This is a genomic window from Mycolicibacterium helvum (assembly GCF_010731895.1).
GTDB classification, from domain to species: Bacteria; Actinomycetota; Actinomycetes; order Mycobacteriales; family Mycobacteriaceae; genus Mycobacterium; species Mycobacterium helvum.
Genome location: NZ_AP022596.1, coordinates 2,586,938 through 2,613,633 on the forward strand (window position 1 = coordinate 2,586,938; position 26,696 = coordinate 2,613,633).

General features: G+C 66.5%; 29 protein-coding genes. 17 read left to right on the forward strand and 12 right to left on the reverse strand.

Annotated features, from left to right (window positions below; translation table 11 throughout):
* Positions 1-2 precede the first annotated feature (2 nt).
* Both G6N38_RS11980 and G6N38_RS11985 read left to right on the forward strand, forming a co-directional pair.
* Positions 3-494, forward strand: a complete 492-nt coding sequence (locus tag G6N38_RS11980) for an ImmA/IrrE family metallo-endopeptidase (RefSeq protein WP_163747722.1) — start codon at positions 3-5, stop codon at positions 492-494.
* Positions 491-1,630 (forward strand): hypothetical protein, encoded by a 1,140-nt coding sequence (locus tag G6N38_RS11985; RefSeq protein WP_163747723.1) that lies wholly within the window; start codon positions 491-493, stop codon positions 1,628-1,630. The genes G6N38_RS11980 and G6N38_RS11985 overlap by 4 nt, the downstream gene beginning before the upstream one ends.
* Positions 1,631-1,675: 45 nt before the next feature.
* Here G6N38_RS11985 and G6N38_RS11990 read toward each other — a convergent pair whose 3' ends face one another.
* Complete coding sequence (locus G6N38_RS11990; protein ID WP_163747724.1) at positions 1,676-2,074, reverse strand: transcriptional regulator; 399 nt, start codon at positions 2,072-2,074, stop codon at positions 1,676-1,678.
* Between the two features lie 103 nt (positions 2,075-2,177).
* Here G6N38_RS11990 and G6N38_RS11995 point away from each other — a divergent pair, with 103 nt between their 5' ends.
* Positions 2,178-2,345, forward strand: coding sequence for a hypothetical protein (locus G6N38_RS11995; RefSeq protein ID WP_163747725.1), 168 nt, complete (start codon positions 2,178-2,180; stop codon positions 2,343-2,345).
* Between the two features lie 53 nt (positions 2,346-2,398).
* On the opposite strand, the gene G6N38_RS12000 is transcribed toward G6N38_RS11995, so the two are convergent.
* The 3 genes from G6N38_RS12000 to G6N38_RS30235 all read right to left on the reverse strand — a co-directional run bounded on the left by G6N38_RS12000 (position 2,399) and on the right by G6N38_RS30235 (position 4,351).
* The gene (locus tag G6N38_RS12000; RefSeq protein ID WP_163751957.1) at positions 2,399-3,211 is read right to left on the reverse strand and encodes a TMEM165/GDT1 family protein; all 813 of its coding nucleotides are present in this window, start codon (positions 3,209-3,211) and stop codon (positions 2,399-2,401) included.
* 301 nt (positions 3,212-3,512) lie between these two features.
* Entirely contained in the window at positions 3,513-4,046 is a 534-nt protein-coding gene (locus G6N38_RS12005) for a peptidase (RefSeq protein ID WP_163747726.1), read from the reverse strand.
* A gap of 146 nt (positions 4,047-4,192) precedes the next feature.
* Positions 4,193-4,351: a hypothetical protein gene (locus G6N38_RS30235; RefSeq protein ID WP_170314162.1), complete on the reverse strand. Its 159-nt coding sequence runs from the start codon at positions 4,349-4,351 to the stop codon at positions 4,193-4,195.
* Between the two features lie 541 nt (positions 4,352-4,892).
* Here G6N38_RS30235 and G6N38_RS12010 point away from each other — a divergent pair.
* Complete coding sequence (locus tag G6N38_RS12010) at positions 4,893-5,930, forward strand: DUF4328 domain-containing protein (protein ID WP_170314163.1); 1,038 nt, start codon at positions 4,893-4,895, stop codon at positions 5,928-5,930.
* A 4-nt stretch (positions 5,931-5,934) separates the two neighbouring features.
* A complete protein-coding gene (locus G6N38_RS12015) occupies positions 5,935-6,756 on the forward strand; it encodes a glycerophosphodiester phosphodiesterase (RefSeq protein WP_163747727.1) in 822 nt (273 codons plus the stop codon).
* Here the strand turns inward: G6N38_RS12015 and G6N38_RS12020 are convergent.
* From G6N38_RS12020 to G6N38_RS12030, 3 genes are all read right to left on the reverse strand, one after another.
* A complete protein-coding gene (locus G6N38_RS12020; protein ID WP_197748139.1) occupies positions 6,753-7,904 on the reverse strand; it encodes an LCP family protein in 1,152 nt (383 codons plus the stop codon). The two genes, G6N38_RS12015 and G6N38_RS12020, sit on opposite strands and share 4 nt — an antisense overlap.
* A 127-nt stretch (positions 7,905-8,031) precedes the next feature.
* On the reverse strand, positions 8,032-8,799 hold the full coding sequence (locus G6N38_RS12025; protein WP_163747728.1) for a CPBP family intramembrane glutamic endopeptidase: 768 nt from the start codon (positions 8,797-8,799) through the stop codon (positions 8,032-8,034).
* A gap of 18 nt (positions 8,800-8,817) precedes the next feature.
* Positions 8,818-9,588, reverse strand: a complete 771-nt coding sequence (locus tag G6N38_RS12030; protein ID WP_163747729.1) for a DUF2470 domain-containing protein — start codon at positions 9,586-9,588, stop codon at positions 8,818-8,820.
* A gap of 96 nt (positions 9,589-9,684) precedes the next feature.
* On the opposite strand from G6N38_RS12030, the gene pheA reads away from it, so the two are divergent.
* From pheA to G6N38_RS12065, 6 genes are all read left to right on the forward strand, one after another.
* Positions 9,685-10,605, forward strand: a complete 921-nt coding sequence (gene pheA / locus G6N38_RS12035) for a prephenate dehydratase (RefSeq protein ID WP_163747730.1) — start codon at positions 9,685-9,687, stop codon at positions 10,603-10,605.
* Complete coding sequence (locus tag G6N38_RS12040; RefSeq protein WP_163747731.1) at positions 10,602-11,288, forward strand: histidine phosphatase family protein; 687 nt, start codon at positions 10,602-10,604, stop codon at positions 11,286-11,288. Before pheA ends, G6N38_RS12040 begins: the two co-directional genes overlap by 4 nt.
* Before the next feature lie 412 nt (positions 11,289-11,700).
* Positions 11,701-11,964 carry a hypothetical protein gene (locus G6N38_RS12050; RefSeq protein WP_163747733.1) on the forward strand — a complete coding sequence of 88 codons (264 nt, stop codon included), beginning with the start codon at positions 11,701-11,703 and terminating at the stop codon, positions 11,962-11,964.
* A gap of 42 nt (positions 11,965-12,006) precedes the next feature.
* Positions 12,007-13,617: a S53 family peptidase gene (locus tag G6N38_RS12055; RefSeq protein WP_163747734.1), complete on the forward strand. Its 1,611-nt coding sequence runs from the start codon at positions 12,007-12,009 to the stop codon at positions 13,615-13,617.
* Positions 13,614-14,828 carry a zinc ribbon domain-containing protein gene (locus G6N38_RS12060; protein ID WP_163747735.1) on the forward strand — a complete coding sequence of 405 codons (1,215 nt, stop codon included), beginning with the start codon at positions 13,614-13,616 and terminating at the stop codon, positions 14,826-14,828. Before G6N38_RS12055 ends, G6N38_RS12060 begins: the two co-directional genes overlap by 4 nt.
* Complete coding sequence (locus tag G6N38_RS12065) at positions 14,825-15,568, forward strand: hypothetical protein (RefSeq protein WP_163747736.1); 744 nt, start codon at positions 14,825-14,827, stop codon at positions 15,566-15,568. The genes G6N38_RS12060 and G6N38_RS12065 overlap by 4 nt, the downstream gene beginning before the upstream one ends.
* A gap of 7 nt (positions 15,569-15,575) precedes the next feature.
* On the opposite strand, the gene G6N38_RS12070 is transcribed toward G6N38_RS12065, so the two are convergent.
* Both G6N38_RS12070 and G6N38_RS12075 read right to left on the reverse strand, forming a co-directional pair.
* Positions 15,576-15,926: a metallopeptidase family protein gene (locus G6N38_RS12070; protein WP_163747737.1), complete on the reverse strand. Its 351-nt coding sequence runs from the start codon at positions 15,924-15,926 to the stop codon at positions 15,576-15,578.
* Positions 15,926-17,314 carry a septum formation family protein gene (locus tag G6N38_RS12075; RefSeq protein WP_163747738.1) on the reverse strand — a complete coding sequence of 463 codons (1,389 nt, stop codon included), beginning with the start codon at positions 17,312-17,314 and terminating at the stop codon, positions 15,926-15,928. The genes G6N38_RS12070 and G6N38_RS12075 overlap by 1 nt, the downstream gene beginning before the upstream one ends.
* A 120-nt stretch (positions 17,315-17,434) precedes the next feature.
* Here G6N38_RS12075 and serS point away from each other — a divergent pair, with 120 nt between their 5' ends.
* The 3 genes from serS to G6N38_RS12090 all read left to right on the forward strand — a co-directional run bounded on the left by serS (position 17,435) and on the right by G6N38_RS12090 (position 20,860).
* Positions 17,435-18,688 (forward strand): serine--tRNA ligase, encoded by a 1,254-nt coding sequence (gene serS / locus G6N38_RS12080; RefSeq protein WP_163747739.1) that lies wholly within the window; start codon positions 17,435-17,437, stop codon positions 18,686-18,688.
* The gene (locus tag G6N38_RS12085; RefSeq protein ID WP_163747740.1) at positions 18,685-19,500 is read left to right on the forward strand and encodes a DUF5718 family protein; all 816 of its coding nucleotides are present in this window, start codon (positions 18,685-18,687) and stop codon (positions 19,498-19,500) included. Before serS ends, G6N38_RS12085 begins: the two co-directional genes overlap by 4 nt.
* A gap of 181 nt (positions 19,501-19,681) precedes the next feature.
* Positions 19,682-20,860 carry a hypothetical protein gene (locus tag G6N38_RS12090; RefSeq protein ID WP_163747741.1) on the forward strand — a complete coding sequence of 393 codons (1,179 nt, stop codon included), beginning with the start codon at positions 19,682-19,684 and terminating at the stop codon, positions 20,858-20,860.
* Between the two features lie 93 nt (positions 20,861-20,953).
* Here G6N38_RS12090 and G6N38_RS12095 read toward each other — a convergent pair whose 3' ends face one another.
* Together G6N38_RS12095 and G6N38_RS12100 are read right to left on the reverse strand one after the other, a co-directional pair.
* Positions 20,954-21,292, reverse strand: coding sequence for a hypothetical protein (locus tag G6N38_RS12095; protein ID WP_163747742.1), 339 nt, complete (start codon positions 21,290-21,292; stop codon positions 20,954-20,956).
* Entirely contained in the window at positions 21,289-22,836 is a 1,548-nt protein-coding gene (locus G6N38_RS12100; protein WP_163751960.1) for an MBL fold metallo-hydrolase, read from the reverse strand. The genes G6N38_RS12095 and G6N38_RS12100 overlap by 4 nt, the downstream gene beginning before the upstream one ends.
* A 133-nt stretch (positions 22,837-22,969) precedes the next feature.
* Here G6N38_RS12100 and G6N38_RS12105 point away from each other — a divergent pair, with 133 nt between their 5' ends.
* From G6N38_RS12105 to G6N38_RS12115, 3 genes are read left to right on the forward strand one after another with little or no spacing between them, the layout of a single operon-like run.
* Positions 22,970-23,743, forward strand: coding sequence for a lysophospholipid acyltransferase family protein (locus tag G6N38_RS12105; RefSeq protein ID WP_163747743.1), 774 nt, complete (start codon positions 22,970-22,972; stop codon positions 23,741-23,743).
* 5 nt (positions 23,744-23,748) lie between these two features.
* On the forward strand, positions 23,749-24,135 hold the full coding sequence (locus G6N38_RS12110) for a 1-acyl-sn-glycerol-3-phosphate acyltransferase (protein ID WP_163747744.1): 387 nt from the start codon (positions 23,749-23,751) through the stop codon (positions 24,133-24,135).
* Entirely contained in the window at positions 24,135-24,947 is an 813-nt protein-coding gene (locus tag G6N38_RS12115) for an HAD family hydrolase (protein WP_163747745.1), read from the forward strand. Before G6N38_RS12110 ends, G6N38_RS12115 begins: the two co-directional genes overlap by 1 nt.
* Positions 24,948-24,953: 6 nt before the next feature.
* Here G6N38_RS12115 and G6N38_RS12120 read toward each other — a convergent pair whose 3' ends face one another.
* Positions 24,954-26,597, reverse strand: coding sequence for an N-acetylmuramoyl-L-alanine amidase (locus G6N38_RS12120; RefSeq protein WP_163747746.1), 1,644 nt, complete (start codon positions 26,595-26,597; stop codon positions 24,954-24,956).
* Positions 26,598-26,696: the final 99 nt, after the last annotated feature.

The following is a 26,696-nucleotide window of genomic DNA, read 5'->3' on the forward strand; positions in this document are numbered from 1 at the left end:
AGGTGTCGGCCAGTCGCCGGGTCACCACCGCAGTCAACGATGTCTTGGATCTTGCGCCCCGCCACGGCGAAATCACGCTGACCCGGTTGGTTGCCGCCGTCAGCGAGGACCGCGAACGTCCCATCGAAGTCACTATGGCCGACCTGCCGACCGGCGTCTGCGGTCAGTGGCGTCAATACGCCGATCACGACGTCTTCCTCATCCAGAACGGCCTGCCCACCTGGGATCGCACCTTGGCCCACGAGCTGGGTCACCTCGTGCTCGGGCATTACGGCATCCCGGTCACCGAGGCCGCCCGCGATGTCGCGGAACTGGCCAGCGACGACCTCATCGGTTACATGCTCAACCAGCGCACCGGATGTATGGGGCCCGGCGGGGAGGACGTCGAGCAGGAGGCCGAGGATTTCGCGGCGCTGCTCTTGTACCGGCTGGGCCGCTCACCATCGGATCGGTCTTCGATTGTGCAAGTTCGCCTCGGAGAGGCGTTTGGTTGATCGTTTGGTTGATCGCCGGTCTGCTCGGGATGGCCACCGGCCTTCGTATCGGGTGGGCGTTGGTCAATAAGCAGTCGGTGGTCAGCTCGGCGATGATCGTGGCCTTGGGCAGTCTGGCCTTGGTCGCCGCCTTGAACTGGCCGCCGCTGACGCTTCTGATCGACAGCGCCCTGCACTGGTCGAACGTCTCGATCGGCCTGAGCCAGGTGGCCCTGGTCTGGTGTGCCGCGGGTAGCTGCGTGATGATCACCAGCGTCGCGTCGACTCGCAGCCCCGCCGTCATCCGCCGGATCGCGGCGGTGCAGTACGCGGTGGCCGGTGCGATCAGTGTCGCCACGTTGGTGCTGTTCTTTTTATCCGGTCAGCAGCCGGAGATGTCGCCCGAGGAGTACCTTCGCCGCAATCTGGGGTCGGCCAACACCTCGCTGCCGTGGCTGCTGCCACTGCTCTACGTGATGCTTGCCTTCACGCTGGCGTTGTGGGCCGGAATGCGGCACTCCAACCGGACGCGCCGGGGCCGGGCGCTATTCGTCTTCACGCTGGGCATTGCGCTGCTCGTGGCAGCCACCGCTTTCTTCCTGATCCGGGCCGTGGGCACCTCGCATCTGGTGGGCGTGGGGACCGCGGCGACGCTGCTGGGGGCCGCGATGGCGATCGTCGCGGCGGGATCTCTGCTGCCCGCTGTGGAGGATTGGTTCGGTGGACGACGGGAATTGCGTCTCATCGACCCGCTGCTGACCGAACTCGAACGGCGTCAGCCGGACGTCGGGATCGGCGAACGTCCGCGCGGGCCACTGATTTTCCGGGTGGCCGAGCGGTTGTCGCTGATCTCTGACGCCCTGTACCTGGAAGCCACGATGGCTGAGCATCTTGCGGCCACGAAGCCCGAAGGTGCCCGGGTGCAGGTATTGGCGGACGCGGAGCGTGAAGCAGTCAGCCCAGACGCACAGGCTCTTGCGATCGCCAAGTGGATCCATGCGGGACGACGCACGCCGCGGGTGGCGCGCCCGGCTGGGCAGGGTCAATTCCCTGGCATGAATTGGCTGGGGCAGCCCGAAACCTACTCGGACCGGGAATGGATCCTCGAGATCGCACGCCAATACCGCGCGCTGGACAGCGCAGCGGCCGGGCGCTGACCCGGAACCTAACGTTGCCGCAGCTCCTGTGATAGGAGCGACGGGCTAATCGTCGAGGTGTTCCTGACGACGCAGCTCGTCGACCTTGGACACGATGTCCTGTTGGGCCTCCGGGGACAGCCCGACGGTACGCGCGGCAATGCGTCGCACGCCCTCGTCGCGCATGTTCGCCAGCCAGGTCAGCTCCTTGTCGAGCTTCTCGTAGTACTCGTCGTCGGTGAAGTACTGCGGCTTGATCCGGAAGAAGTTGGCAAGCGCCGTCATGGTGGTGGACGACGGGTTGGTCCGGTTGCCTGAACGCAGCTGCGACAGGTACGGAGCGGACATCGTGATGCCTTCAGACTTCAGCGCGGCGATCACTTCCGCAGAGGTATGAGGACCCCGGCCGGGGGGATACACCGTGTCGAACAGGCGATTCAGTCGGGCCGAGAATGTCGTGCTCATCTTTTTGACCTCCACATGCAGAAGAGCGGTCATTTGCGCTGGCTTATTTGCTGATCATCGTAGCGACACATCCGCCGACAACCAAGTGCAAACTACCGGATAATTGACGCAGGTGGACATTTTCGGGCTGCCGGCAAACATTCCTGGACCTATTTTCTCAGGTCAGTACTTGTTCACAGCCTACGGTGAAGCAAAGAAACGCATGGTGGAAGGCCTGCCGGTGCAGCAGGTGACCGATGATCGCTCACTGGAGAACCTGAGAGTAGCCTGAGCAACCGAGGTTATCGAGCGCGGCCACAGAAATCTACTTTGCTGTAAGTCCCGTTATGGTGACTCTCCAGGCGGTTTCAGTTCGGCCGCCGACCTATCTTGTGGTGCTCCCGCGGACCCGCCCTCGGTCCCGACCCCCGACGACACCGATCCGGAATGCGGTCCGTCGTCGGATACCTGCCTGGCGTCGGTCCGGAGCACGGCGGGTCGCAAGCGCGCCGGCAGTGCGCGAATCGCGGCCGCGACCACTAGGACGGCGGCCACCGAGATTCCGATAGAGGCGATGGCGGACGTCGTGGGGAAGGCCCCCTCGATGAGCATCGACACCCCGAACACCAGGAACAGGGCGGCCGCGCCGATTTGGATGAACCGCTCCGGTAGGTGCTTGCCGGCCAGGGCGCCGACCAGGATGGCCAGTGCGTCGGCGGCGACCATGCCGATGGTCGACCCGATCCACACGCCGACCCAGTCGTGATCCGCGGCCAGGGTGATCGTCGCGAGCATCGTCTTGTCGCCGAGCTCAGCCAGCAGGAATGCGGACGTCACGGCGAAGAAAGCCGGCGCGGTGGTGCGCTGGGCCCGGGTGGCCTCGTCGTCGGACAGCTTGTCCCCCCGGAGCGTCCACAGCCCGAACAGGACGAAGGCCACACCGGCGAGAATGCCGAGCAGGTGGGTGGGCAGAGCGGCACCGAGATAGTGACCGACGGCGACGGAGATGAGGTGCACCGCCGTTGTTGCGACGGTGATGCCGCTCAGCACGACCCACCAGCGATGGCGCAGTGCGAACGTCATCGCCATCAGCTGTGACTTGTCGCCCAATTCGGCGACGAAGATGACGGCGAAACTCAAGAACAACGCGGCAAGCACCCAGAACTCCTCGTTCGGGTGGCTGTGGTCAGGGGCGGTACAGATGCCTCCGGCCGACAACCACTAACGGTTTCACGGCCGAAGGTCTCGCCCACCGGCAGTTACGCCGGCCGGACAACCGGGCCATGCGGTATGCGCGCCAGGCCAGTATGTCGATTGTCCGATTGGGGGCTACTCCCCTTCGCTGGAGCCAACTCTACGGGCATCGCTGCGGTGCGTGCAACTCTTGTCAGTCGAAAACCCAACAGCGGCAATAAATTTGGTGAACCGCGCGAGAAAGTTTGGGCGCCCTCAAAGCGGGCTACGCGGCGAGCAGCATCGCCAGGATCGCGGTATCGGGGTGGCTGATCGGGTCGACGCCGACCCGGCTCACCATGCCGGTGATGGTGCCGTCAGATTCGGCCTCGACCCACGCAGCGCGGTGCTCCAAGCCCAAGTGCGGAATGCCCGGCAGCAGAACGCAACCCGATGCGGCACCAGAGCATTCGGGGAGGGACGGCATGGTCTCCGACGGCGGGTGCAGCATCAGCAGTGCCGGTGGCTGCCGGTCGGCGAAATGACCTGGCGGAACGGCGGATTCGCCCACTACGGTGCCTTCGGCCAGGACTAGGCCAACGGTACCCGGGTGGGGCTTATCGGGTAGTTCCTCCCGAACGCCGAAAATGGTTGTGGTGGAAAGCAGCCCGGGTAGTGAGGCCACACGTACCGCGACCATCAGAAGTTGTGCCCACTCCTTCGTCGAGTTCGGCCAGCGGCCGGATACGACGAAGCCCTTCAGGGCGCCACGAGAGTGAAAGGGGGCGACTTCAACCGCACGCCCGGAACCATTTTCCATCTCGCCTCCGCGACACTCGGTATGTCAGTGCGACACGACAGCGGGTCGGTTCGATTCAGGATGCGGCACGTAGCGCATGGCACGCAAGACGACACGAGTGCTAACCGGGTCTCGGTTTCGGCGCGGCCGGTGAAGTCCGGGAGAGGTCAGAACAAGACGATGACAGCGAGGATGCCCAGCAGGACCAGGGCGATGACGCCTGCGCGAAGGGCTGCCAGCATGTACGAGCGATTACATGTCGCCGACGAGACATACCAATGCGACGGCTGGGACGCCGACTGCGCCCGGACTGACTGGGATGCCATCACACCGTCCTGACCTGCATGTTCAACAACCGCCCCAGTGAAGTTAGTCACAGCTCTTCTGTGAGCGCGATCATAACCCCTCATGTACCCCGAGGAAAATCGGCTCAACCACCGCATCTGAGCGTGATCGGACGCTCTTGGTTTGGTGATTGCGGTCGGGGGTATCCAAAATCACAATCCAAAATCACCGTTGGCCAGCGGGGTTTCGGCGTGTCGCGCGGCGCGTCGCGACACATAGTCAGACGGTTAGCGAGGCAACCGATTTCGCTCATCCGTCGCCAACTTGTTGATCAGCGCGGTCTAGGGCCGTCGGGTTATCCACAGATACTGCCTGTCTCTGTGGCGAGATGGTGCGCTCAATGCCCATTCACCCGCGCGGACGCCTGTGGATAAACCTGTGGAAACTGTGGATAGTCCAGTCATTGCTGCACGTTCCCGATTATCGAAGATGCACCGCGTGCCACAACCCTGACCGCGCGCCACACATCTCAGCCCGGCCGCAGCACTCCGGACTGTGGTTGCGCTCGCTAGGCTGGTCCGCGTGATTCAGGTGTGCTCCCAGTGCGGGACACGGTGGAACGTGCGCGACCGCCAGCGCGGCTGGTGCCCACGCTGCAACGGCGCACTGATGGCACCGGTCAATCCGCCGGATCCGCGCTGGAACTCCGGCGCGACGAGCCCACCACCGACCGGGCCACCCGGACCGCAGCGGAGTGGACCGCGCCTGCCACCGGGATTCCGCTGGATCGCGGTCCGGCCGGGGCCGCCGCCTCCGCCTCGTCGACGTCGTCGTCCACTCGGGCCGACGCCGCGCTACGCCTACATCCCGCGGTGGGGTCTCGCCGACCACGTCGTGCCGGCCGCACCGGGCGGTGAGGATGCCGTCAAGAAGGGACCGGCGCCGGTCACCGTCCGCGCTGCGCTGCTCTCGGCGATTACCGTCTTCGGCCTGGCCGCGGCGATCCACATCGTTCGCTATGTGTTGCTGTTGATCAACCGCACGTCGCTGCTGCCCCCTCTGGTCGCTGGCGCGGCGCTCTGGCTCGGCGTGTTGTTCAGCCTGGCCGCGATCGTGGCGGTGATCCTGACCGCCGTTGTGACGACGTCGTGGTTGATCGCGCGCCGCGCTGCGGTCTACGCACACCTTGGGCGGGACGACCCGCGGCCGGCGTGGGCGCTGTGGGCCGGATGTCTGGTGCCGGTCATCAACCTGGCGTGGGCGCCGGTGTACGTCATCGAGCTCGCCCACGCTGAGCAGACACAGGCGCGGCTGCGCGGGCCGATCGCGGCGTGGTGGATCGCCTGGATCCTGTCGACGGCCGTGTCGATCTTCGGGATCGCCACGAGTTTCACCAACAAACCCCAGGGGATCGCTGACAACACCGTGACGATGATCGTCGCCTACCTGCTGGGCGCGGGAGTGCTGGTGCTGCTGTGGCAGGTGTTCGACGCTTTCGTGCGCAAGCCCGTCGAACGGCCGCTGCACCGGTGGGTGGTGGTGGGAGCCGAGCAGCGCGCGCCGGCCGAGCCCGAATCGCCGCCATCGGTTGAGCCGGACCAACAGGAACCGGCAGCATAGGCCTATGCACTCGGCCGGCGAACCGCACGGCGGGCACCCCTTCGTGGTTGCCCACCGCGGGGCTTCGGCCGAGCGTCCCGAGCACACGCTGGCCGCCTACGAGCTCGCACTGGCCGAAGGTGCCGACGGCGTCGAGTGCGATGTCCGGCTGACCCGCGACGGCCATCTGGTCTGTGTGCACGACCGGCGGGTGGACCGCACGTCGACAGGCACCGGCCTGGTCAGCGAGATGACGCTGGCCGAACTCAAACGGCTCGATTGGGGGGCGTGGCACGGCAGTGCACATTCCGACGATCCGCCGACCGGCACCGGCCTGCTCACCCTCGACGATCTGGTTCGGCTGGTTCTGGACTGGAACCGGCCGGTGAAGATGTTCATCGAGACCAAGCACCCGGTGCGCTACGGCGGACTGGTGGAGAGCAAGGTGCTGGCACTGCTGCATCGCTATGGCATCGCCGCACCGGCCTCGGCGGATCTGTCCCGTGCGGTGGTGATGTCGTTCTCGGCCGCGGCGGTGTGGCGGATCCGCCGCGCGGCGCCCCTGCTGCCGACCGTGCTGCTGGGCGAGACATCGCGATATCTGGGCGGCAGCGCCGCCACGACCGTCGGGGCGACGGCCGTCGGACCGTCGATCGCGACGTTGCGGGAGCATCCCGAGCTCGTCGACCGGGCTGCTGCGCAGGGCCGCGCTATGTACTGCTGGACCGTCGACCACTACGAGGACATCGGCTACTGCCGCGATCTCGGGGTCGGCTGGATCGCCACGAACCACCCCGGACGGACCAAAGCCTGGCTGCAGAACCCGTTGGCCGTCCCCGGCGACTAGGGCTGCCCGTCGAGCACCTGCTGCGGGATCGGTGAATCGGTGCGCAGCGCCCCGAACAACTGATCGGCCGCATCGGGGTCCCACAGCACCACCGAACCGGAGTCGCTTTCGGTGAACTCGCCGATCGGCACCGTGATCGCGGTGGTCGAGCCATGAAGCGCCCAGCCCAATACGGCTAGATCCCAGACGTGGTCGTCGTTGCCGACGGTCAATGACTCGACCGCGGCGTGTGGCACCGAGTACCAGCGCCACGGATTGAGCCACACCGCGGGGCTGCTGGCCTTGTGCATCACCGCGGCCATGAACTCGCGCTGGTGGACCATTCGGTCCAGATCGGCGCGCGGGGTTGCCCGCGATCGCACGTAACCCAGGGCGTTGCGGCCATCGAGGATCTGGCAGCCCGCAGGCAGGTTGACCCCGGCCAGTGGGTCATCGATCGGATCGGCCGGACACACCTGGACACCGCCGAGCCCGTCGACCACCACGGCGAAGCCGTCGAAACCGACTTCGGCGTAGTGGTCGAGATGCAGGCCCGTCGCCTGCTCGACGGTCTGGGCCAGCAGTGGCGCACCGCCCTCGGCGAATGCGGCATTGATCTTGTCCTTGCCGTGGCCGGGGATGTTCACGTAGGAGTCGCGGGGGATCGAGACCATCGTCGTGGGGGCGTTGGAGCCGAGAGCCGGGATGTGCACCACCAGGATGGTGTCGGTGCGGCCGTTGCCGACATCGCCGCCCGTGGTCAGTTCAGCCTGCTGTTCCGGGGTCAGGCCGGCTCTGCTGTCGGAGCCGACGAGTAGCCACGTGGTACCCGCGCCCGCGGCGGGCCGGTCGGCATAGTCGAACACCGCGACCCGGCGCAGGCTGGAGTCGATCCAGACGGCGCCGCCGATGAGGCCCCCCGCCGCCAGTAGGACCACAACGATCAGCGTGACGAAAATCCTTCGCCCCCAACGCTTTTTGCGCTTCTGCTGCGGAGGCGCGGTGGGCGGGGGAGCGGGTGGCCGCGCGGACGGTGGCGGCGGAGGTCGCCGCGGTGGCGGCGGTGGTGTCTGCCGCGGTGGGCGCGGTGGTGGTGTCGGCACCGGGGCCCGCGGCGGTGGCGGGGGAGGCGGCGGCGGGGGCCGGCGACCCGGGTCGCGCCGGATCACCTGGGAAGGTTCGCGTAGGGGCGGGTGAGCCGGCGGCGGCGCTTGACGCGGTATCCGCTCGGTCGGCGGATCCGGCGGGGGGCGCCGCGGCCAGTCCTCGCTCACCAGGTCAATTTACGTGCCTGGCTCACGTGAGCCAGCCAAGATGACCGGCGAGTGCGACGTAGCCGACGAACGCGACGGTGTCGATGACGCCGTGCGCGATCACCAGGGGCCACAACCGGCCGGTGCGGCACCAGGCGTACCCGAAGACCAAGCCCATCACGAGATTGCCAAGCCCCGCCCCGAAGCCTTGATAGAGGTGGTACGTCCCGCGCAGCACGCTGGAGGCCAGGATCGCCCGGTTCTGGCTCAGGCCGAGCTGTTTGAGCCGGGTGATGAGGTAGCCGACCACGACGACCTCCTCCGCGAAGCCGTTGGCGAATGCCGACAGGATCAGCACGGGGATGCGCCACCAGGTGTCGTGCAACGCCGCAGGCTCCACCTCGGCGTTCATTCCGAGCCAACGGCCCGCCAGATACAGCAGCAGGCCGGGGATGCCGATGAGCGCGGCTAAACCAAGACCACCGAGGACGTCGACACGCCAGCGCACCCGTCCCAACCCGAGCCGGGCGGGCGTGATGCCGCTGCGCCACAACAGATAGAGGGCGAGGGTCCCCCAGGCCACCAGCTGGGCGACCGACGCGAGGTTCAGGCCGAGGTTGATCAGGTCGTAGCGGGACAGATTGGGGTTCAACCGAACTCGGTGTCCCGCGAGTCCGGACAGCACCGCGTCGACCAATTGCAGCGTCGCTATGACGGCGCTGACGCCGAAGGTGACGGCGAGCATCACGCCGACTTCGATGCGAAGGCCACGCCGGTCGGTGGCGAGGAACTCGTCGCGGCTGGTGCTCACCCCGCCACGGTAATGGCCCTACATCCGGCGTGCGCGCAGCCCGTTGACGAACGGGCAACCCATCAGCAGCCGGATGGCCCGGCCCAAGCCGGGCACGTCCTGCACCGGCTCGCCGAACGGGAGGCGTACGTCGTGGTCACCGTCGGCGCCTTCGACGCGCAGTCGGACGCCGTAGCGGTCCAGGCCCAGCGGGCGGACCCGGCCACGCCGCAGCGGGGCGGGCAACTTGCCGGCCAGCCGCGCGAGCACTTCGGGATGATCGCTGTCCAGATGGCACAGCCAGGCCGACTCGAACTCGCAGAACGGGTCCGGTTGGGCGGCCATCAGATCGTTGAGCCCGACGGTCTCGGCGCCAGCAGCGTCGGCGACAACCACGGACTCCACCTCGAGCAGGAGCAGGGCCTGCCCTGACCCGATGTCCAGCAGCGCCGGGTTGGGGTGGTCGGTGGCGATCATGTCGACCATGGTGCGAACCGCGTGCTCGGGTACGTGTTGTACCCGGCCTCGGATCCACACCAGGGATCGCACGGGTTCCCGCAACGGCAGCGGGGCAAAGTCGGTGAGCTCCAAGACGGCGGCGACGCCATCGGTACCGGCCGCGTGGGCGCGCACGGCCAGCGCGGACTGGATCGGCAGGCTCACCGCGAAGGAGCCGCCTGGCAGCAGGTGGTGAATAGGGGTGGTGGCCGGAGCGACATCGTCGGCGACCAGCATCGCTCCGGCAGCGCGCGCGCAGGCGCTGCGGACGCGTTCGGCGGTGGACGGCGTAGTGAGGGTCGCTGAAGTCATCGCGCACCTTCCAGTTAGTGAGGTAAGCCTAAGTTAACTATCGCCGCGTGGTCGCGCAAGGCTTTTCTCGACAGCCGACCCGATAGGGTTGGACCCGTGGCCCGCATCGCCTACCTCGGTCCCGAGGGCACGTTCACCGAAGCGGCACTTCTCAAGATGTGCGCTGCCGGTGTGGTTCCAGGTGGCGGTGAGGCCCAACCGAAGCCGGTGGACAGCACCCCGGCGGCCCTTTCCGCCGTCCGGGACGGCGCGGCAGATTTCGCGTGCGTACCGATCGAGAACTCCATCGAGGGCAGCGTCCTGCCCACCCTGGACAGCCTGGCCACCGGGTCGCCGCTGCAGGTCTACGCCGAGCTGACGTTGGATGTCGCGTTCAGCATCGTGGTGCGCGACGGCAGCGTGAAGGACTCGGTGCGCACCGTCGCGGCGTTTCCGATCGCTGCCGCGCAGGTCCGCCGCTGGCTGGCCGCACATCTGCCGGAAGCCGTTCTGGTCCCGGCCAATTCGAATGCCGCCGCCGCCCAAGAGGTGGCAGCCGGACGCGCCGACGCCGGTGTCAGCACGGCGCTGGCCGCGCAACGCTACGGCCTGTCCAGCCTGGCCGACGGCGTTGTCGACGAACCCAATGCAAGGACACGGTTCGTCCTCGCCGGTCGCCCGGGCGCACCGCCTGCGCGTACAGGTGCCGACCGCACCTCGGTGGTGCTGCGTATCGCGAATACGCCCGGCGCGCTCGTGTCGGCGATGACCGAATTCGGCATCCGCGACATCGACCTGACCCGCATCGAGTCCAGGCCTACCCGAACCGAACTCGGCACCTACGTCTTCTTCCTGGACTGCGTCGGCCACATCGACGACAGCGCGGTCGCCGAGGCGCTCAAGGCCTTGCATCGGCGTTGCGCCGACGTTCGCTATCTCGGCTCGTGGCCGACGGAATCGGCGGCCGGTGCGACACCGCCGCAACTCGACGAGGCCGACCGGTGGCTGGCCCGACTTCGTGAGGGCAATCCGACATGAGTGGACGGCTGATCCTGCTGCGTCACGGGCAATCGCACGGCAATGTCGAGCGTCGCCTCGACACCCGTCCGCCCGGGGCCGACCTCACCGACCTCGGCCGTGAACAGGCGCGCGATTTCGCCCTGGCCCGCGCGCGTCCGCCGGGGCTGCTGGTGCATTCGATCGCCCGTCGGGCCGCTCAGACCGCGGCCGAGATCGGCAGCCAATTGCGGCTGTCCGCCGAGGAGTTCGGCGGCATCCACGAGGTGCAGGCCGGCGAACTGGAGAACCGCAACGACGAGGACGCGATCGAGGAGTTCAACGCGATCTATCAGCGGTGGCACCAGGGTGAGCTTGCGGTCCCGATGCCCGGCGGCGAAAGCGCCAGCGACGTCCTGGATCGCTACGTTCCGGTGATCACCGACCTACGGCTGCGCTTTCTGGACGACCACGCCTGGACCGAGGACATCGTCGTGGTCAGCCACGGCGCGGCGATCCGGTTGGTCGCGGCCACGCTGGCCGGTGTGGAGAGCAGTTTCGTGCTGGACCATCACCTGGCCAACACCGAGTCGGTGGTTTTGTCGCCGATCACCGACGGCCGCTGGAGCTGCGTGCAGTGGGGGGCGCTCAGCCCGCCGTTTTACCCCGAGCCCGACGTGCATCCAGTCGAGGACGCGCTGGAATCTGTCGACCCCATGGGCTGACAGGAATTACCCGGCCAATCGGTTTGTTGTTTGCTGAGCGCACGCGCATCCGACCGTGTCGCAATCTATGACCAAAGTGTGAAATACCACTCCGGGACTATCGCAGCCGTCCTCGGTGCACTCCGCGCGATGCAGCGCGTGACGGATGAGCGTACCGTGGCAATGTCCCAGGCCAGCGGCGCATTCTCGGCAGCTTCGTACCATGCTTCGTTCTTAACACCGAGGCCCGCCGAAGCGGCGTTGCCACGCTGGGCCAGAGCAAGCTATTTTCGCCCGTAGCAAAAGTTGCTATGCAATTGCTGGTGAGGTGAGATATCTTGAGTGTCCTCGGCCCTTCGGGGGTGGGCTGGTTAACTGCCGGGCCAGCCAGCGACGTATTTAGTAATCCCGGCATGAAAAGTAAGGATTCATCATGATGTCAGGTCGTTTGACTCGACAGATTGCGCTTTTTGCCGGCGGGCTCGCGATTGTCGGTATGGGCACGCTGACCGCCTGCGGCAAGGACAAGGACAAGGCGCCGGAGAGCACCACGCCCACCACGACGACGAGCGCTCCCGCCCCGTCGCCCACGGAGAAGGCGGTGTCGCCTGGTGGCGCGAACTCCTTCACGCCCACCGTCAAGGCTCCGCCGGCGCCGACCGCGCTGCCCGGCAACGTCATCACCGGCGGCAACTAAGCCGCTCGGTCTGCACTCGTCAACAGCGACCCTCCGCCGACAGTGATCGGGGCACATCGCCTTCGCGCGCTGTCTGTGGTGGGGCTGTTGGGGGTGCTTACCGCAGCCGCAGTACTGGTTGCTGATCTCCACCGGTCTTCGGCACCCGTCGAAGCCGGGGTGATCAGCGGCCCGTACGCGTCTTTACTCGCCAGCTCGGTCGATCTCGGTCCGGCACGCACCGACCACGTTCAACTGACCGCCGCGCTGCGCGACGATTCTCGCCCGGACCTTCTGATGGGATGGGCTGTCCAACAAGACCTTTCGGTACGCTGGCGTCCTGGAGACAGCTGGGCGATCCTGGAAGGCGCGCCCGGCGCGATATCCGGCGCTTTCGATGTGGACGTCCACGACTACCGCGGCAAGCGCGGTCAGGTGTTCTACGCCTCGCCCCAACAGCCGTCGGTTCCACAATCACTCAGCGTGGAGGTGGCCGGTCTCGGCCGCATCCTCGGCTACACGCCGCACCGCGAGTCGAAGGTCTGGATGCTTCCGCTCGAGGTCCCTGACCAAGGTCTGAACCCCAGCGCCCTGCTGCGCACGTACAACGCAATGCCGTTGCATGAGAAGGGCTACACCGGCAAGGGCACAACAGTCGTCGTGTTCGCGTTCGACGGTTTCGACCAAGCCGACCTCGATACCTTCGCAACCAGTTTCAACCTGCCGAAATTCACCCCGGACGTCGTCGGCGGTATGCCGCCGGTCCGCCGCGGCGAGGCGACCATGGACCTCGAGGCGATCCATGCGATCGCCCCCGACGCCAAGAAGGTGCTGGTGAACGCGCGCTCCACAGTGGAGGGTGACGGGTCCTACGAGAAGATCGCGAAACTGATGGAGGACACCGAACGGAGTTATCCGGGCGCGGTGTGGAGCTTCTCCATCGGCTGGGGTTGCGACAAGCTCATCACCGCCGCCGACCTTGCCCCGGTGCGCGCGGCACTGTCGGCCGCGCACCGCTCGGGGACGACGGCGTTCGACGCCAGCGGTGACTTGGCCGGCCTCGACTGCAAGGGCGGCGACGAGTGGTCCTCGCCGCCGAGCGAAAACGACGTCGGGCTGGACGCGGTGGCCTCGATGCCGGAAATGACGGACGTGGGCGGCACGACGGTGTCGACTGACGCCAACGGCGTTTGGCTGGCCGAGCAATCGTGGTTCGACCCGCCGCTGTCCCAGGGCACCGGCGGTGGTGTGTCGGCGCTCTTCGAGCGGCCGGATTGGCAGCGGGATCTCAACGTTCAGGGCGGTGCCGGCAAGCGGCTCACCCCAGATATCTCGGCTGTCGCCGACCCGTTCACCGGTGTGCAAATCGTATTCAACCAACAGGTGATCATCGGCGGCGGCACGTCGCTGGCGGCGCCCGTCTGGGCCGGCCTGACCGCGCTGATGAATCAGTATGTGGTCGATAAGGGTGGCTCACTGATCGGCCATATCAACCCGATCTTGTACAACATCGCCGAAGGCACTCCGCTGCCCGCGTTTCGTGACGTTGTCCTCGGCGGTAACGCCGTGGCCAATGCCGGTCCGGGCTACGACCTGGTCACCGGCCTTGGCACGCCCAACGTCGAAAACTTGGCGCAGAATATTCTTGTGACCCAGAAAGTGGTCGACCGATGAGCACGCCTGCTGACGACGACGAAGTGCCGACGATGGAGTGTTCGGTCTGCCAGATCGACGTGCCGGCCGGAGCCTTCTGCGGTTACTGCGGCGGGCATCTGGCATCGGAGCCCTCGCGGGGACCGCGTTGGCTGCGTACGTTGCGCGGGGACACCTTCGGCGCGTCACCGGGGGAGAGCGTGCTGCGGCCCGCGATCGCCAGCTCGCTGTTTCCCCATCTGCCGCCGGGGTCACGCCTCCCGTTTCGGGTGGGGCTCGTGTTGGTGCTCGTCGGCCTGGTGCTGTTCTCCGTCATCAAGATGCCGGCCGCGCTGATCACCGTCGCCGCCCTGGGGCTACCGCTGCTGTTCGTGCTCTACCTCAGCGAATCGGCCGTCTACCGTGACCTGTCGGTCTGGTCGGTCGTGCTGGCGGGTGCGCTGGGTGCGGCCCTCGGCGTCGGCTGGGTGCTGCTGACCGGCGAGATGGTCGCCCGCGCCTACGGCGTCCCGATGGCTGCCGGCCTGGCCATCCATCACCTCATGCGTGAGGGGATCATGATCCCTGCCGGTGGGATGATTCTGATGTTGGTGCCCACGGTCCTGGTGCGCCTGCTGCGACCCAAGTCTCGAGAGTCGTTGGACGGCTTCGTGATCGGTGCGTTGGCGGCACTGATGTTCGCCGCGGCCGCGACGCTCACCCGGCTGGCGCCGCAATTTGCCACCGGCCTGCTGGCTCACAGCCGCCCGTTCCTGAGCCTGTTCGTCGAGGCCATCCTCTGCGGCGTGACGATCCCACTGACCGCCGCGGTGGCGGGCGGCATGATTGGTATCGCCCTGTGGTTCAAAGGTCAGCCGTCCAACCCGCATGAGCATCCCGGCCGGATTCGCGCCGCGCTGTATCTCTTGGCGATCGTGGTCGTGCTGATCCACACCGGTGTCGCCGTCACCGACATCATGGGGATGGCGCAACTGCGAATGCTCACGGTTCACATCGTCATGACGATGGTCGTGCTGGTGTTGCTGCGCATCGCCGTGCAACTCGCGCTGATGCACGAGGCGCCCGACCCGATCGAGCGCGACGAGCCGCTGTTGTGCATCCATTGTCACCATGTCGTGCCGGATATGGCGTTCTGCCCGGCCTGCGGCGTGGCCACACGGGCGTCGTCCCGCGCGTCACGCAACGCGCGGCGTGAAGCACGACCGGTGCGGGTCGCCGCGGAGGGGTCGTGACCGAACCCTCGACTGCTCCCGGAGAGGAGCAGTTCCCGGGTTACGCCCTGCCTCCGGGTACCTATATCGCCCCGGAAATTCGTCGCGTCCGGCTCAGTCGCACCGTCGGGGCGTGGGCGGCGGGAATCGTCGTCGTCGCCCTGACACTGGTCGGGGTGTCACTGATGGTGACCAAGAAGGCGCCGCGCTACATGTGCCCGCCGGAATGCGGTGCCCCGCCGATGGGCACACCGGTGACCGGGCTGCCCCGGTTCACCGCCCCCGACGGGTCTTTCTCGGTGTCCTATCCGGCGCCGGGCTCGGCCTATGAGGTCGAGACCAAGGGCAACGGGGTCACCGCGAAGTTCACCGGCGGGGACACCGGTGTCCTGCAATTGTTCTCGGAGCCCGCGAACGGCCGCAGCGCGCAGACCATCGCCAGGGACCTGTTGAAGCAGAAGTTCCCCGACGCCAAGATCGCCTACGAGATCCCCAACGCGATGGTCGGCTACCAGCCCGGCTACGGCGAGGTGGCCGACTCGTGGCCACAAGGCACCAGCAACAGCTATATCCGTATTCGCACGGTGCTGCTGGTTTCGGTGAAGAACGACCTGGCGCTGGTGGCCGGCGCGGTTGGCCCCTATCACGCCTTCGGACCGGATTTCGGCCCCGGCCTACCGTCGGCCGCCAACGTGCAGATCGCTCAGGATATGGGCAAGTACGTCAACAGCTTCAGCTGGCAGGGCGATCCAGCTCGCTGAAACTGGATCAACCCCAACCTAATTCGTGCAGTCGATCGTCGTTGATGCCGAAATGGTGTGCAATCTCGTGGATTACCGTGATCGCGACTTCCTCGACCACTTCGGCCTCGGTGTCACACATGTCCAGCAGTGGTTCGCGATAGATCGTGACGGTATCGGGGAGCGATCCGGCGTAACTGGAGTCCCGCTCGGTGAGCGCGACACCCTCATAGAGGCCCAGTAGACCCAGGTCCTCGGGGTGGCGATCCTCGACCAGTATCACGACGTTGTCGATCGCCTTGGCGAGTCCGGGTGGAATCAGATCTAGTGCGTCGCCGACCAATTCCTCGAATCGGTGCGGGTCCATATGTACAGGCACTAAGCCGGAGGAGGGACGACGTCAGCTGGTCCGGGCGGCGGGCCCGCGGGCGGCGGCGGGCCGTCCATCGGGGGTGCGTCCAGCGGCGGCCCCGCCGGTTGCGCGGGCACGAACTGTCCGTTGAGGATGTTGCCGTCCTGCGGCGGGGCGCCGGACGTTGTGCTGGGTGCCGCCGTCGAGGTCGGCGCCTGCGATTGCGGCGTCGATTGCTGCGGCAGGTGCTGGGTCTGGGTCGACTGCGTGGACTGACTGGATTGACTGCTGTCACTGGTCGACGGCGAGTACTGCGTTGTCGGGACAGCCGGCAGTAGCGGGATCGAGGGAAGGCTCAGCCGTTCCTGCGGAATGTCCGGCGGCGGGATCGGCGGCATCCCGTTGATCAGCAGCGCGCCCTTGGCGGGGTTGATCAGCGTCGCCCAGCCGCCGTTCCCCAGGGTGGCGCCGATGCTGCACGCCACCTGGTGGCTGCCCGCGGTCCAGCTCGGCAGCGAGATCGTGCTGTAGATCAGCGTCAGCGTGGTGGAGCGCAGCTGCAGCGGCGCCAGATAGGCATCGGTCATCCGGGTGCAGGCGTCCTTGATGAACGCGTCTTGATCGGCATCGGACGGCAGGGCGCCGGAGAACTTCTCGGCCAGGTTCACCGCGCCGGTGACCTCCATGGCGTGGGGCGCACCGCAGTCGACGGGAATATCGGTCGGCTGGCTGGTGGATGGGTCAATGCCCAGGCAGGTGCCGGTCGGCCAGACCTTGGACTGGTCGACCTCGGCCACCTTGCCCTTGATTGCGGTCTGCTGGCCGTCGGCTCCGGGCAGCTGCAGGCCGCACAGCATGCGCCGCTCGCCGGCCTGCTTCCAGGCCTTGTCGCCGGACCACAGCATGCTGATCGTGAACTTGCTGTTGGGATCGAACTTGTCGCCGAGGTAGCGCTCAACAGCGGGCTGGCACTGCTCGAGGCTGATCTGCTGGATGCGGGCCGCCGATGGCGGCGGGGCGTCGGGGCCGTATTCGGTTCCCGGGTAGGTCCGCATGTCGACCGACTCGGCGACCTCGAATCGGTGGTCGTTCGTGCAATCGACGATGGTGGCCGAGTCGGGATCCTTGCCCGGCCAGTTCAGGCAGCTGCCGGCCTTGGCGTTGGCGAATGCCGCGGTGCCCTTGGCACCTGACAGCGGGTCGGAGCCGGCATACCCGGGCAGGCGGTTGTTGAGCCCGATCGGCAGGGCGGTCGCGACACCGGCGATCAGCAGGGCGCCGAGTGCGGTCAGCAGTAGTGCCCGGCGGGTCGAGGTGGCCTGGAAGGTGCCCAGAAAAGTGCGCCGCGGCGCGCCCGGTTCGGGCAGCTCGGGCGTCACGTCCTCGCGCTCGGATAACTGCAACATCGCCTCCATTGTGGCAGCCGCGCACAGCCGTGTGACAAGTGATGCAGTTGTACTGTTATGGGGTTGTGCTGTGCGTTCTCCCCGGAGGGGCCGACGCGGCGGCCGATCGCAATAGCTAGGGTTGCGGGCGTGATCGACCTGAAACTGCTGCGCGACGATCCCGATGCGGTACGGCGGTCCCAGCTCAGCCGTGGTGAGGACCCGGGCCTCGTCGACGCCCTCCTGGCCGCCGACACCGCGCGCCGGGCGGCGATATCGACCGCCGACTCCCTGCGGGCCGAGCAGAAGGCCGCCAGTAAGAAGGTCGGTTCGGCGTCCCCGGACGAGCGACCCGCGTTGCTTGAAGCAGCTAAAGAGCTTGCTGCCCAGGTCAAGTCAGCCGAAGCCGAGCAAAGCCAGGCCGAAGCGGCGTTCGCGAGCGCGCACATGGGCATTCAGAATGTCATCATCCCCGGCGTTCCGGCTGGCGGCGAGGACGATTTCGTCGTGCTCGACGTGGTGGGGCAGCCGCGGGAGATCGAGAACCCGAAGGATCACCTGGACCTCGGTGAGACGCTCGGGCTCATCGATATGGAGCGCGGCGCGAAGGTGTCCGGTTCCCGGTTCTACTTCCTGACCGGGCGCGGCGCGCTGCTGCAACTCGGCCTGCTGCAGCTGGCGGTGCGGGTGGCGACCGACAACGGCTTCACCCTGATGATCCCCCCGGTGCTGGTGCGTCCCGAGGTGATGGCGGGAACGGGCTTCCTCGGCGCCCACGCCGACGAGATCTATCACCTTGAGGACGACGATCTGTACCTGGTCGGCACCTCCGAGGTACCGCTGGCCGGCTATCACTCCGACGAGATCCTCGACCTGTCGGGCGGCCCGCTGCGTTACGCCGGGTGGTCGTCCTGCTTCCGGCGCGAGGCAGGCAGTTACGGCAAGGACACCCGCGGCATTATTCGGGTGCACCAGTTCGACAAGGTGGAGGGCTTCGTCTACTGCCGCCCCGAGGATGCCGAAGCTGAACACCAGCGGCTGCTGGGCTGGCAGCGCCAGATGCTGGAACTCATCGACGTGCCCTACCGCGTGATCGATGTGGCGGCCGGGGATCTCGGGTCGTCGGCGGCCCGAAAATTCGACTGTGAGGCTTGGGTTCCCACTCAGCAGGCCTATCGCGAGCTGACCTCGACGTCGAACTGCACGACGTTCCAGGCCCGCCGGCTGGCCACCCGCTACCGCGACGAGAACGGCAAGCCGCAGATCGCGGCGACCCTCAACGGCACGTTGGCCACCACCCGGTGGCTGGTGGCGATCCTGGAAAATCATCAACAGCCAGACGGCAGCGTGCGTGTTCCCGCCGCCCTGGTGCCTTACGTTGGGACGGAGGTCCTACAACCGTGATCCAACTTGACCTCGACGAGGTCCGCAGCTGGTTCGGCTTCGGTGTCGCCGGCAACTTCGCCGGCCACCTCGAACAAGCCGGTGAGGCAGTCGATTTCGTCAACGTCGCCAGCGAGGGCGTCGCTCCTAAGGGGATCTTCCCGTGGTATGCGCCCGGCCACGACAGCTTCCTGGGGGAGTTCCCGCTCTCGCACGACGCACTGATGATGCCTGCGGCCACTGAGGCTGACGGCCCGCTCAATCTGCAGATCGAGCCTGAGGTCGGGTTGGCCTGCGACGTGGTGTGGGAGGGCGACACGGTCGTCACGCTGCGGCCGTTCGCGCTCGGCGCGTTCAACGACTGTTCGATCCGCCGCCCCAACGCGCTCAAGATCAGCCACAAGAAGAACTGGGGCCCGTCATCCAAGGGCGTCGCGCACCAGTTCTTCGATATCAGTGACCTGACCCCGGACGGGCCGACGGCGACGCTGCGGCTGCTGTGCCATCTGCGGACCGCCGACGGAGTGCACCATGAGTACGGGGTGGACAGCCCGCTGCTGGGCTACTCGTATTACGGCGAGGTGCTGCTGGACTGGATCGTCGAGCGGCTGGCCAACCAAAAGGGTTCTCCTGATACACCCTTGGAAGATGTCGGCGCGCTGATGGTGGCATCCGGTCGGCCGCGGAAGGTCCTGATCGGTATCGGTGCGACGCGCTACACCAAGCTGGGGGAGTCGACGTATCTGCAGCCGGGTGACGAAGCGATCGTGCGGGTCTACGACACCGCCAGCGACGCGGCATCCGAACTGCGTCAGCTGGTCTGGCAGCCCTAGCTTGACCTACGCCCACACCAACGTTTGGCCGAGAACGTGCGAGTAAAACCCGTCAGCACGTCGATCTCGGCAGGGCGTTGGGATTTGGTTGCTGGGAGTTTGTCGAAAACGGTGACGTAAAAACTTACTGTCCAGTAAGTTGCCTTATTTGTAAGGTTTACAACATCGTAAGGGAGAAGCAATGCAGGCGTTGCTGCGTTCGAAGGTTTCCGCGGGTGTCGCACTGGTCGGTGCGAGCGCCATCGTCATTTCGCCGATTTCGGTGACGGTACCCGACTTGCAGGTGCCGGCTATCCACATGTCGACTCTTGCGACTGCCCTCGCATCGACGTCGCAGAGCCTGCCCACTTGGGCGCAAGTCCTCGAGACCTCGTTCGCCAATATTGCGGCAATCGGAACGCAGGTGCAGAACAGTCCAGATCCGATCATCCAGCAGCTCATCACCAACCAGCTCGCCTACATCACCACCATCTCCACGTCGTTGGGAAATGCCTTCGGTGGGCTCACAGCCGGTGTGACGGCGCTGCCTCAGGCGCTCCTCACCGCCACCCAACAGCTGGCGGCCGGTCAGTTCAGTGCTGCGGTGTCGACGGTGTTCCAGGGCGCGCTCGGGCTGGTGCTGGCTCCGGCAATCGGCTTGCTGCCGATCTTCAACATCCCCGGAGAGATTGCGCAGAACATCACCAACGTGATCAATGCGGTGCCGAATATCCTTCTCCCCGTGGGCCTTGCGGCGCTATCGCCGATAGCGGGCGCGGTTTATGCTTTTGGTGACACCGGGCAACTCGTCGTCGACGCGCTGGGGGCTGGGGATGCTGTGGGGGCCATCAGCACGCTCCTCAAGATGCCTGCGGCAATAACTGATGCGTTCCTCAATGGATATCCGTCCCAGGGCGCTACCGGCATTCTCTCCCCGTACGCGGGTAATGTCTTCGGGTCGGGCTTGATCGCCAGTCTGTTGGCCGCGCGCGACACCATTGCCCAGGCACTGGGTGCGCCGGTACCGCCGTCGGCGGCGGCAGTGGCCGCGCGCTCGGCGGCCGCACCCGCCGAGGTTTCGACCCCGTCGAAGCAGACCTCGACCGAGGACTCGGCAGGGGCAGGCACCGCCGACAGCTCGGGGGTAGCCGACTCTGCTCCCAGCGCGGGTAGCTCGCTCAAGAAGGTCACCGATGGCAACAAGGCGGTTCCCGGAGCGACCACCAGCCCGGCGGCAGCTACCGGTACAGGTTCGGAGACCGGATCCGGGTCCGGCAGCACGGCAGGTAGCCAACACGGCGAGGGGACCAAGAAGGGCGTAGGTGGCAGCGGCCGGAGCACGGGTAGCTCTGCGAAGGCCGGCGCGCACAGCGGCGCCTAGTAGTAACTCCAGCGTCCGCACCTAGTAGTTCGTCCCGTCGTGGAGGGGCTACTAGGTGCGGGACTGCTGATCTGGCAACCCAGAACGGCGGTCTCAGTCGTGCAGCAGCGCGTCCAGCACCGTCAGGAACTCTCGCGGTCTGACCGGTGTGAACGCCGGGCTCGGATGGGTGCCCGGCACGTCGAGCGTGACCAGCGTCGACTTGATCGGCCGGTAGATGTCCAGTGGCAGCCAGCGCCGCAGATCCGAACTGCCCCACAGCCGGAAGCGCTGCATCCACAATCCCAGCGGCTCGGCTTTATAGCCCTTGATCGCCTGCAGCGGGATCACTTTTGCCGTGCCCGACGGAAAGTGGTAGCGCCGCAACGTCAATGCGAAGCGATCCAGTTGAACCAGTCCGTCGTCGTAGTACTGCTGCGGCGGGGCGCTCATTGCCGGGAACACCGCAATGCGTGGCCCTTGGTCGTCAGGCAACGGCCGTTCTCCAGGTTCCACTGCCAGCCGTGCAGGTTGCACGTCAGCGTCGAACCTGCCACGACGCCGAATTTCGACAGGTCCGCCTTCAGATGCGGGCAGCGGCGCTGGATCGTCCAGCCGTCCAGCGTCACATCGCTGGTGTCGTCGTGTGCCTCGGCGAACCAGCCGTCGGCATAGGCGATCCGCTCGTCGGTCAGGCACTTGAAGAAGGTGTACAGGTACTCGTTGTACCCGCCGACGCGCCACGCCCGGAACCGGGTGGACAGGAAAATGGTATTGACCCAGTCCGGCTCGTCGTCACGCAGCACCGTGCGCACCAACTCCGGCGCGATCTCGAACCCGTAGCGGAACTTCTCGTCCGCAATCGGTTCGCGCACGGCGCGTTTCGGGAAGTCCACCACGATGGTCTCCGAGCCGAGCCGCAACTCCACCGCATAGCCGATGCCATCACAGATCTGATCGCTCTGCAGCATGATCGGCTCGAACTTCGCCCGCAACGGCTCCAGCAGCGACTCCCCGGTTGCTGGTGCCCACCGGGCCTTCTCGGCGGCCAGCACCGGCGCCATCCGCTCGGCGTAATCGGCGATGTAGTCGGCTTTACCGGTGGTGAAGATCGCCTCAACGTCGGCGGTCGGCACCGGATGAGTCAGCGAATCAAGTTGTGTACCAGTAAATTCAGCCACCGACCCGGGGATCATCAGCAGGCCGCCGTCGTTGCCGTTGCGTCGCATCTGATCGAGGAAGACCATTTGGTCGGGGAAGATGTTGGCAGGGTCGCCGTGGTCGTCGTTGAGGTCACGTAACGCAGGATCCAGGAAACACGGCGGGCCGGCCGACGGAATCACCCACGTCGCACCGACATCCGAAATGAACTGCCGGCACCGGTCCATGCCACGTTGGCGCTTCTGGGTGCCGAAGGACTCTTTGGCCCGCGCGGGCATGTCGTAGACCATCGGATACCAGATCGCGCCGGAGTACTGCAGCATGTGCACGTCGATGTGGCCGAACGCGTCCAGGACGTCTAGCGCCAGCGGCCGCGAGTCGTTCATGTTGAACACCGTGGTGGTGCCGTCGGAGACGATCAGTCCGGAGTCGCCGATGGGCCCGTCGGCCGGCGCCCGCAGCGCGACGATCATCACGTCCAGCTCGCCCTTGGGTCCGCTGATTCGATGCTTGACGGAGTCGGCGGTCTCGTAGAAGCGGTGGAAGCCCACCTTCTCCAGTTCGCGCCTCAGGTCGGGTACCGGAAAATCCGGCAGCAGGACGACAGCGTCCTTGTTGACGTACTCGGTGAGTAGCTTCGGGTCGAAGTGATCCTTGTGCAGGTGTGAGACGTAGAGGTAGTCGCAGTCGCCGAGAGCAGCCCAATCCAGGTCGCTGTTGTCGGGGAAGACGAACCACGAAGCGAAATAAGCGGGGTTCAGCCACGGGTCACACAGGATGCTTCCCGCCTGGGTGTCGATCCGAAAACCGGCGTGGCCGATGCTGGTGACCTGCACAAATCCCCTTTCCCGTGGTCGTTGCACCCGCCACGAGCTTAACCGTCAACCGCCGAAGCCCCGCATCACGAAACATCGTCGCTGATCACGGTCCGCGGGCGGGCGGCATTGTCAGCGGGCTAGGCTGACCGCTGTGGAACCGGTATACGGGACTGTCATCCAGCTCGCCCGCCTGACCTGGCGGGTCCAGGGACTGAAGTTCACTGTGACCGGGGTCGAGAACCTGCCCGTCACCGGCGGGGCCGTCATCGCCATCAACCACACCAGTTATTTCGACTTCACCTTCGCTGGCCTGCCCACCTATCTGCAGCACCGCGGCCGCAAGGTGCGGTTCATGGCCAAGCGAGAGGTGTTCGACGCCTCGATCACCGGCCCCATCATGCGCAGCTTGCGGCACATCCCGGTGGACCGGGACAACGGTGCCGCCTCCTTCGACGCGGCCTGCCAGGCCCTGAAGGCCGGCGAGTTGGTGGGCGTGTATCCCGAGGCGACGATCAGCCGCAGCTTCGAACTCAAGGAGTTCAAGTCGGGCGCGGCGCGGATGGCGATCGCCGCTGACGTGCCGATCATCCCGCACATTGTGTGGGGCGCCCAGCGCATCTGGACCAAGGGTCATCCGCGCAAGATGTGGCGGCCCAAGGTGCCGATCTCGATCGCGGTGGGTGAGCCCATCGCGCCGACGCTGCCGGCCAATGAGCTCACCGCCTTGCTGCACTCGAGAATGCAGCACCTCCTCGAACGCGTACAAGACAGCTACGGCCATCCGGCAGGCGAATTCTGGGTGCCGCACCGGCTGGGCGGCGGCGCGCCGACGCTGGCGGAAGCCGCTGTGATGGAAGCGGCCGAAGCCGCCGAGAAGGCGGCCAAACGAGCGCAGCGCGGTGATCCGCCGGGGCCAGCGGGGTAGCTGTCATGGAACCCGTTTTCCGCACCCTGGAGATTGTCGCCCCGATGGCGGTGAGGGCGGCGGGGACCAAGATCACCTTCGAGGGAGCTGAGAACATTCCTACGCGCGGTGGTGCCGTGATCGCGATCAACCACACCAGCTACGTCGACTGCCTGCCTGCTGCGCTGGGCACCCGTCGGCGCAAGCGCCGCATCCGGTCCTTCGCCCTGAAGGGCTTCACGAGCGGAGCTGCGCGGATGGCGCTGGAAGCGCAGCTGGTATATCCGCATCCGCGCGGCGAGTATTGGGTTCCTGAAGTCCTCGGTGGCGGAGCTCCGAGTGTGGACGAGGCCAACAGACGCGACGAGGCTGAGCTGGCTGAACGCGCGCGCCGCACCGGGGAGCACCACTGATGTTGCCGGCCCTGATCGCCACCGATGTGGACGGCACGCTGCTCGACGACGACGAGCGCATTACGCCGCGCACCCGCCAGGCCGTGTGGGCCGCGGTCGACGCCGGTGTTCAGTTCGTGTTGGCGACGGGCCGCCCGCCACGGTGGGTGCCGCCGGTCGTCGAGGCGCTGGGTTTCGCCCCGATGGCGGTGTGCGCCAACGGCGCGGTCATCTACGACGCCGACCAGGACCGCATTGTCTCCGCGCGCACCTTGGCCGTCGACGTGCTCACCGAGCTCGCTGAGATCGCCACCCGCACGATTCCGGGGGTGGGTCTTGCCGTCGAGCGGGTCGGCCGCAGCGCGCACGACTCGGCGACGCCGCAGTTCGTCAGTTCGCCGGGGTACGAGCACGCCTGGCTCAATCCCGACAACACCGAGGTCTCGATCGAGGATCTGCTCAGCGCGCCGGCGGTGAAGCTGCTGATCCGCAAGGCCGGCGCGCGCAGTTCGGATATGGCCGTCGAGCTTGCCAAACACATTGGGATGCAGGGTGATATCACCTACTCCACCAATAACGGGCTGATCGAGATCAATCCCCTCGGAACCAGCAAGGCGACGGGCGTCGAAGAGGTTGCGCGGCCGCTGGGTATTACCGCCGAGGATGTCGTCGCGTTCGGTGATATGCCCAACGATGTGCCGATGCTGCTTTGGGCGGGCCACGGGGTCGCGATGGGCAATGCTCATCCGGATGCGATTGCCGCTGCCAACGAGGTGGCCGCAACCAATACCGACGACGGATTGGCGCGCGTTCTCGAACGCTGGTGGCTCTGAGGGGCGTTAGCTCGCGGGTGCTTCCAGCACCGGGTTCGCTGCGCGGCTGAACCGCTCCAACTGCACCGGCGGCCCGTCGGGCGGCGGCGGTGGCATCACCAGTGTCAGCGCGTCGACCACCCGCAAGACATTGTGGGTCTGCCGGTCGAAGTTCAGGGTGCCGTGCTGGAAGTTCTGCACGATCCATTCGGGTTCCTGGATCTCGCCACTGGTTGGCAGGCCCAGCGCGCCGCGCTCGTAACCCAGCGATGCCCACGCCTCATAGATCGCCCCGGTCAGTGGCTGCGCCTCGGTGGTCGGCGACCAATAGATCGCTCCGTGCTCGAACGTCACGTACCGTGTGGGGCCGTCGGCAGCGGCCTCGGGGGACGTCGGTTCCCCGAGTGGTCCGTCCTTGCCGCCCATGGCTTGCCACTTGGCGAAGATCGCCCCGCCGCGCAGCGATTCGACGAGGTCGGGTGGCCGGTTGAATCGTGCTGCGATGTCTCGGATTTGACCGAGTGCGGCATAACCTGCATTGCCCGGACACTCGGTGTTGCCGACGTCGCGGTGGGCGAAGATCGTCGGCAACGTGGGAGTCGCCCCAGCGGGAACGAAGGTGTAGTCGCCCCCGGCTGAGGTCAGGTTTACGGTGCCCAGTGGGTTGACCCGGTCCAGGCCCAAGCGCCAGCCGAGCAGCCTGCCGACCGTGCGGATCAGGATGTCGGTCGGCGGCACGTCTTCGAAGTCGCCGATCATCGACACGCCCCACACGTCGCGGTTGAATCCACCTGTGTGCGAACCGAGTACGTCTTTGGTGATGCCGCCGGCCCGGCCTTCGAAGACTTGGCCGTACTTGTCCACCAGGGCGTTGTAGGCGATGTCGCACCAGCCCAGGGTGCGGGTGTGATACGCGTAGATCGACCGAACGATGGACGCGGAGTCCTCCGGGGCGTAATCGTTGCTGCCTGCGGTGTGGTGTACCACCGCCGCACGAATTCCGTTGCCGTAGATAGTATTACCGCAGCGCATATGATCGTCGGCGCCCCACTGGGCGCGGCTGATGATGTTCGGCGGCTGACCCGGTCCCAAGGCGGCTGTCGGCGGCTGCCACTGCGAGTCGACGGGCGCCTTCGGCGGGGTGATCAGCACGGCCGAGATGTTCTGGGCGAATGGCTGCTCGGCGGTGGCGGGCACGTAGCCGAGTTCCTTGCCTGCGTCGAGGCCGGTCTCGGGTGGTGCGCTGGTGACCGGTGCGTTGGCCGGCCGGGTGACCGCGATCTGTACCGAAGTCGTGGTGCCCACGAACACCGGGTCGGTGCCGCGTGGTCCGCCGTGCTGGGTGTCGTCGGCGTTGGATTCGAGGGTTTCCGCGTCGTACCACGGACCCCAGCTGCCGTCGGGCCGCTTGGCGCGCACCCGCGCCGACGTTCCGGTGAGGTCGGTGCCGGTCAGCGCCACCATCGAGAACGGCGTGGTCTGGCTGATTTCGCGGATCGTCTGGCCGCCGCCCAGTCCGGTGAGCGGTTGCTGGGATAGCACGGTGTCAGCGGCGCTGGGGCCGTCCTTGTGGTCCGAGCCCGGTACCCCGGTGACCGCCCACGGCAGGATGACGACGGTCGCCGCGATTGCGGTGAACACGATCGACGGCGCGGGTCGACGGGACGGCACAAGGCGATGTTACGTATGTGCCCCCTGATACCACTGTTTCGACACGGACCAGTGTGAAGAAAGTGATGGTTGAGACCTGCAACGGCACCGCAGGGGCCT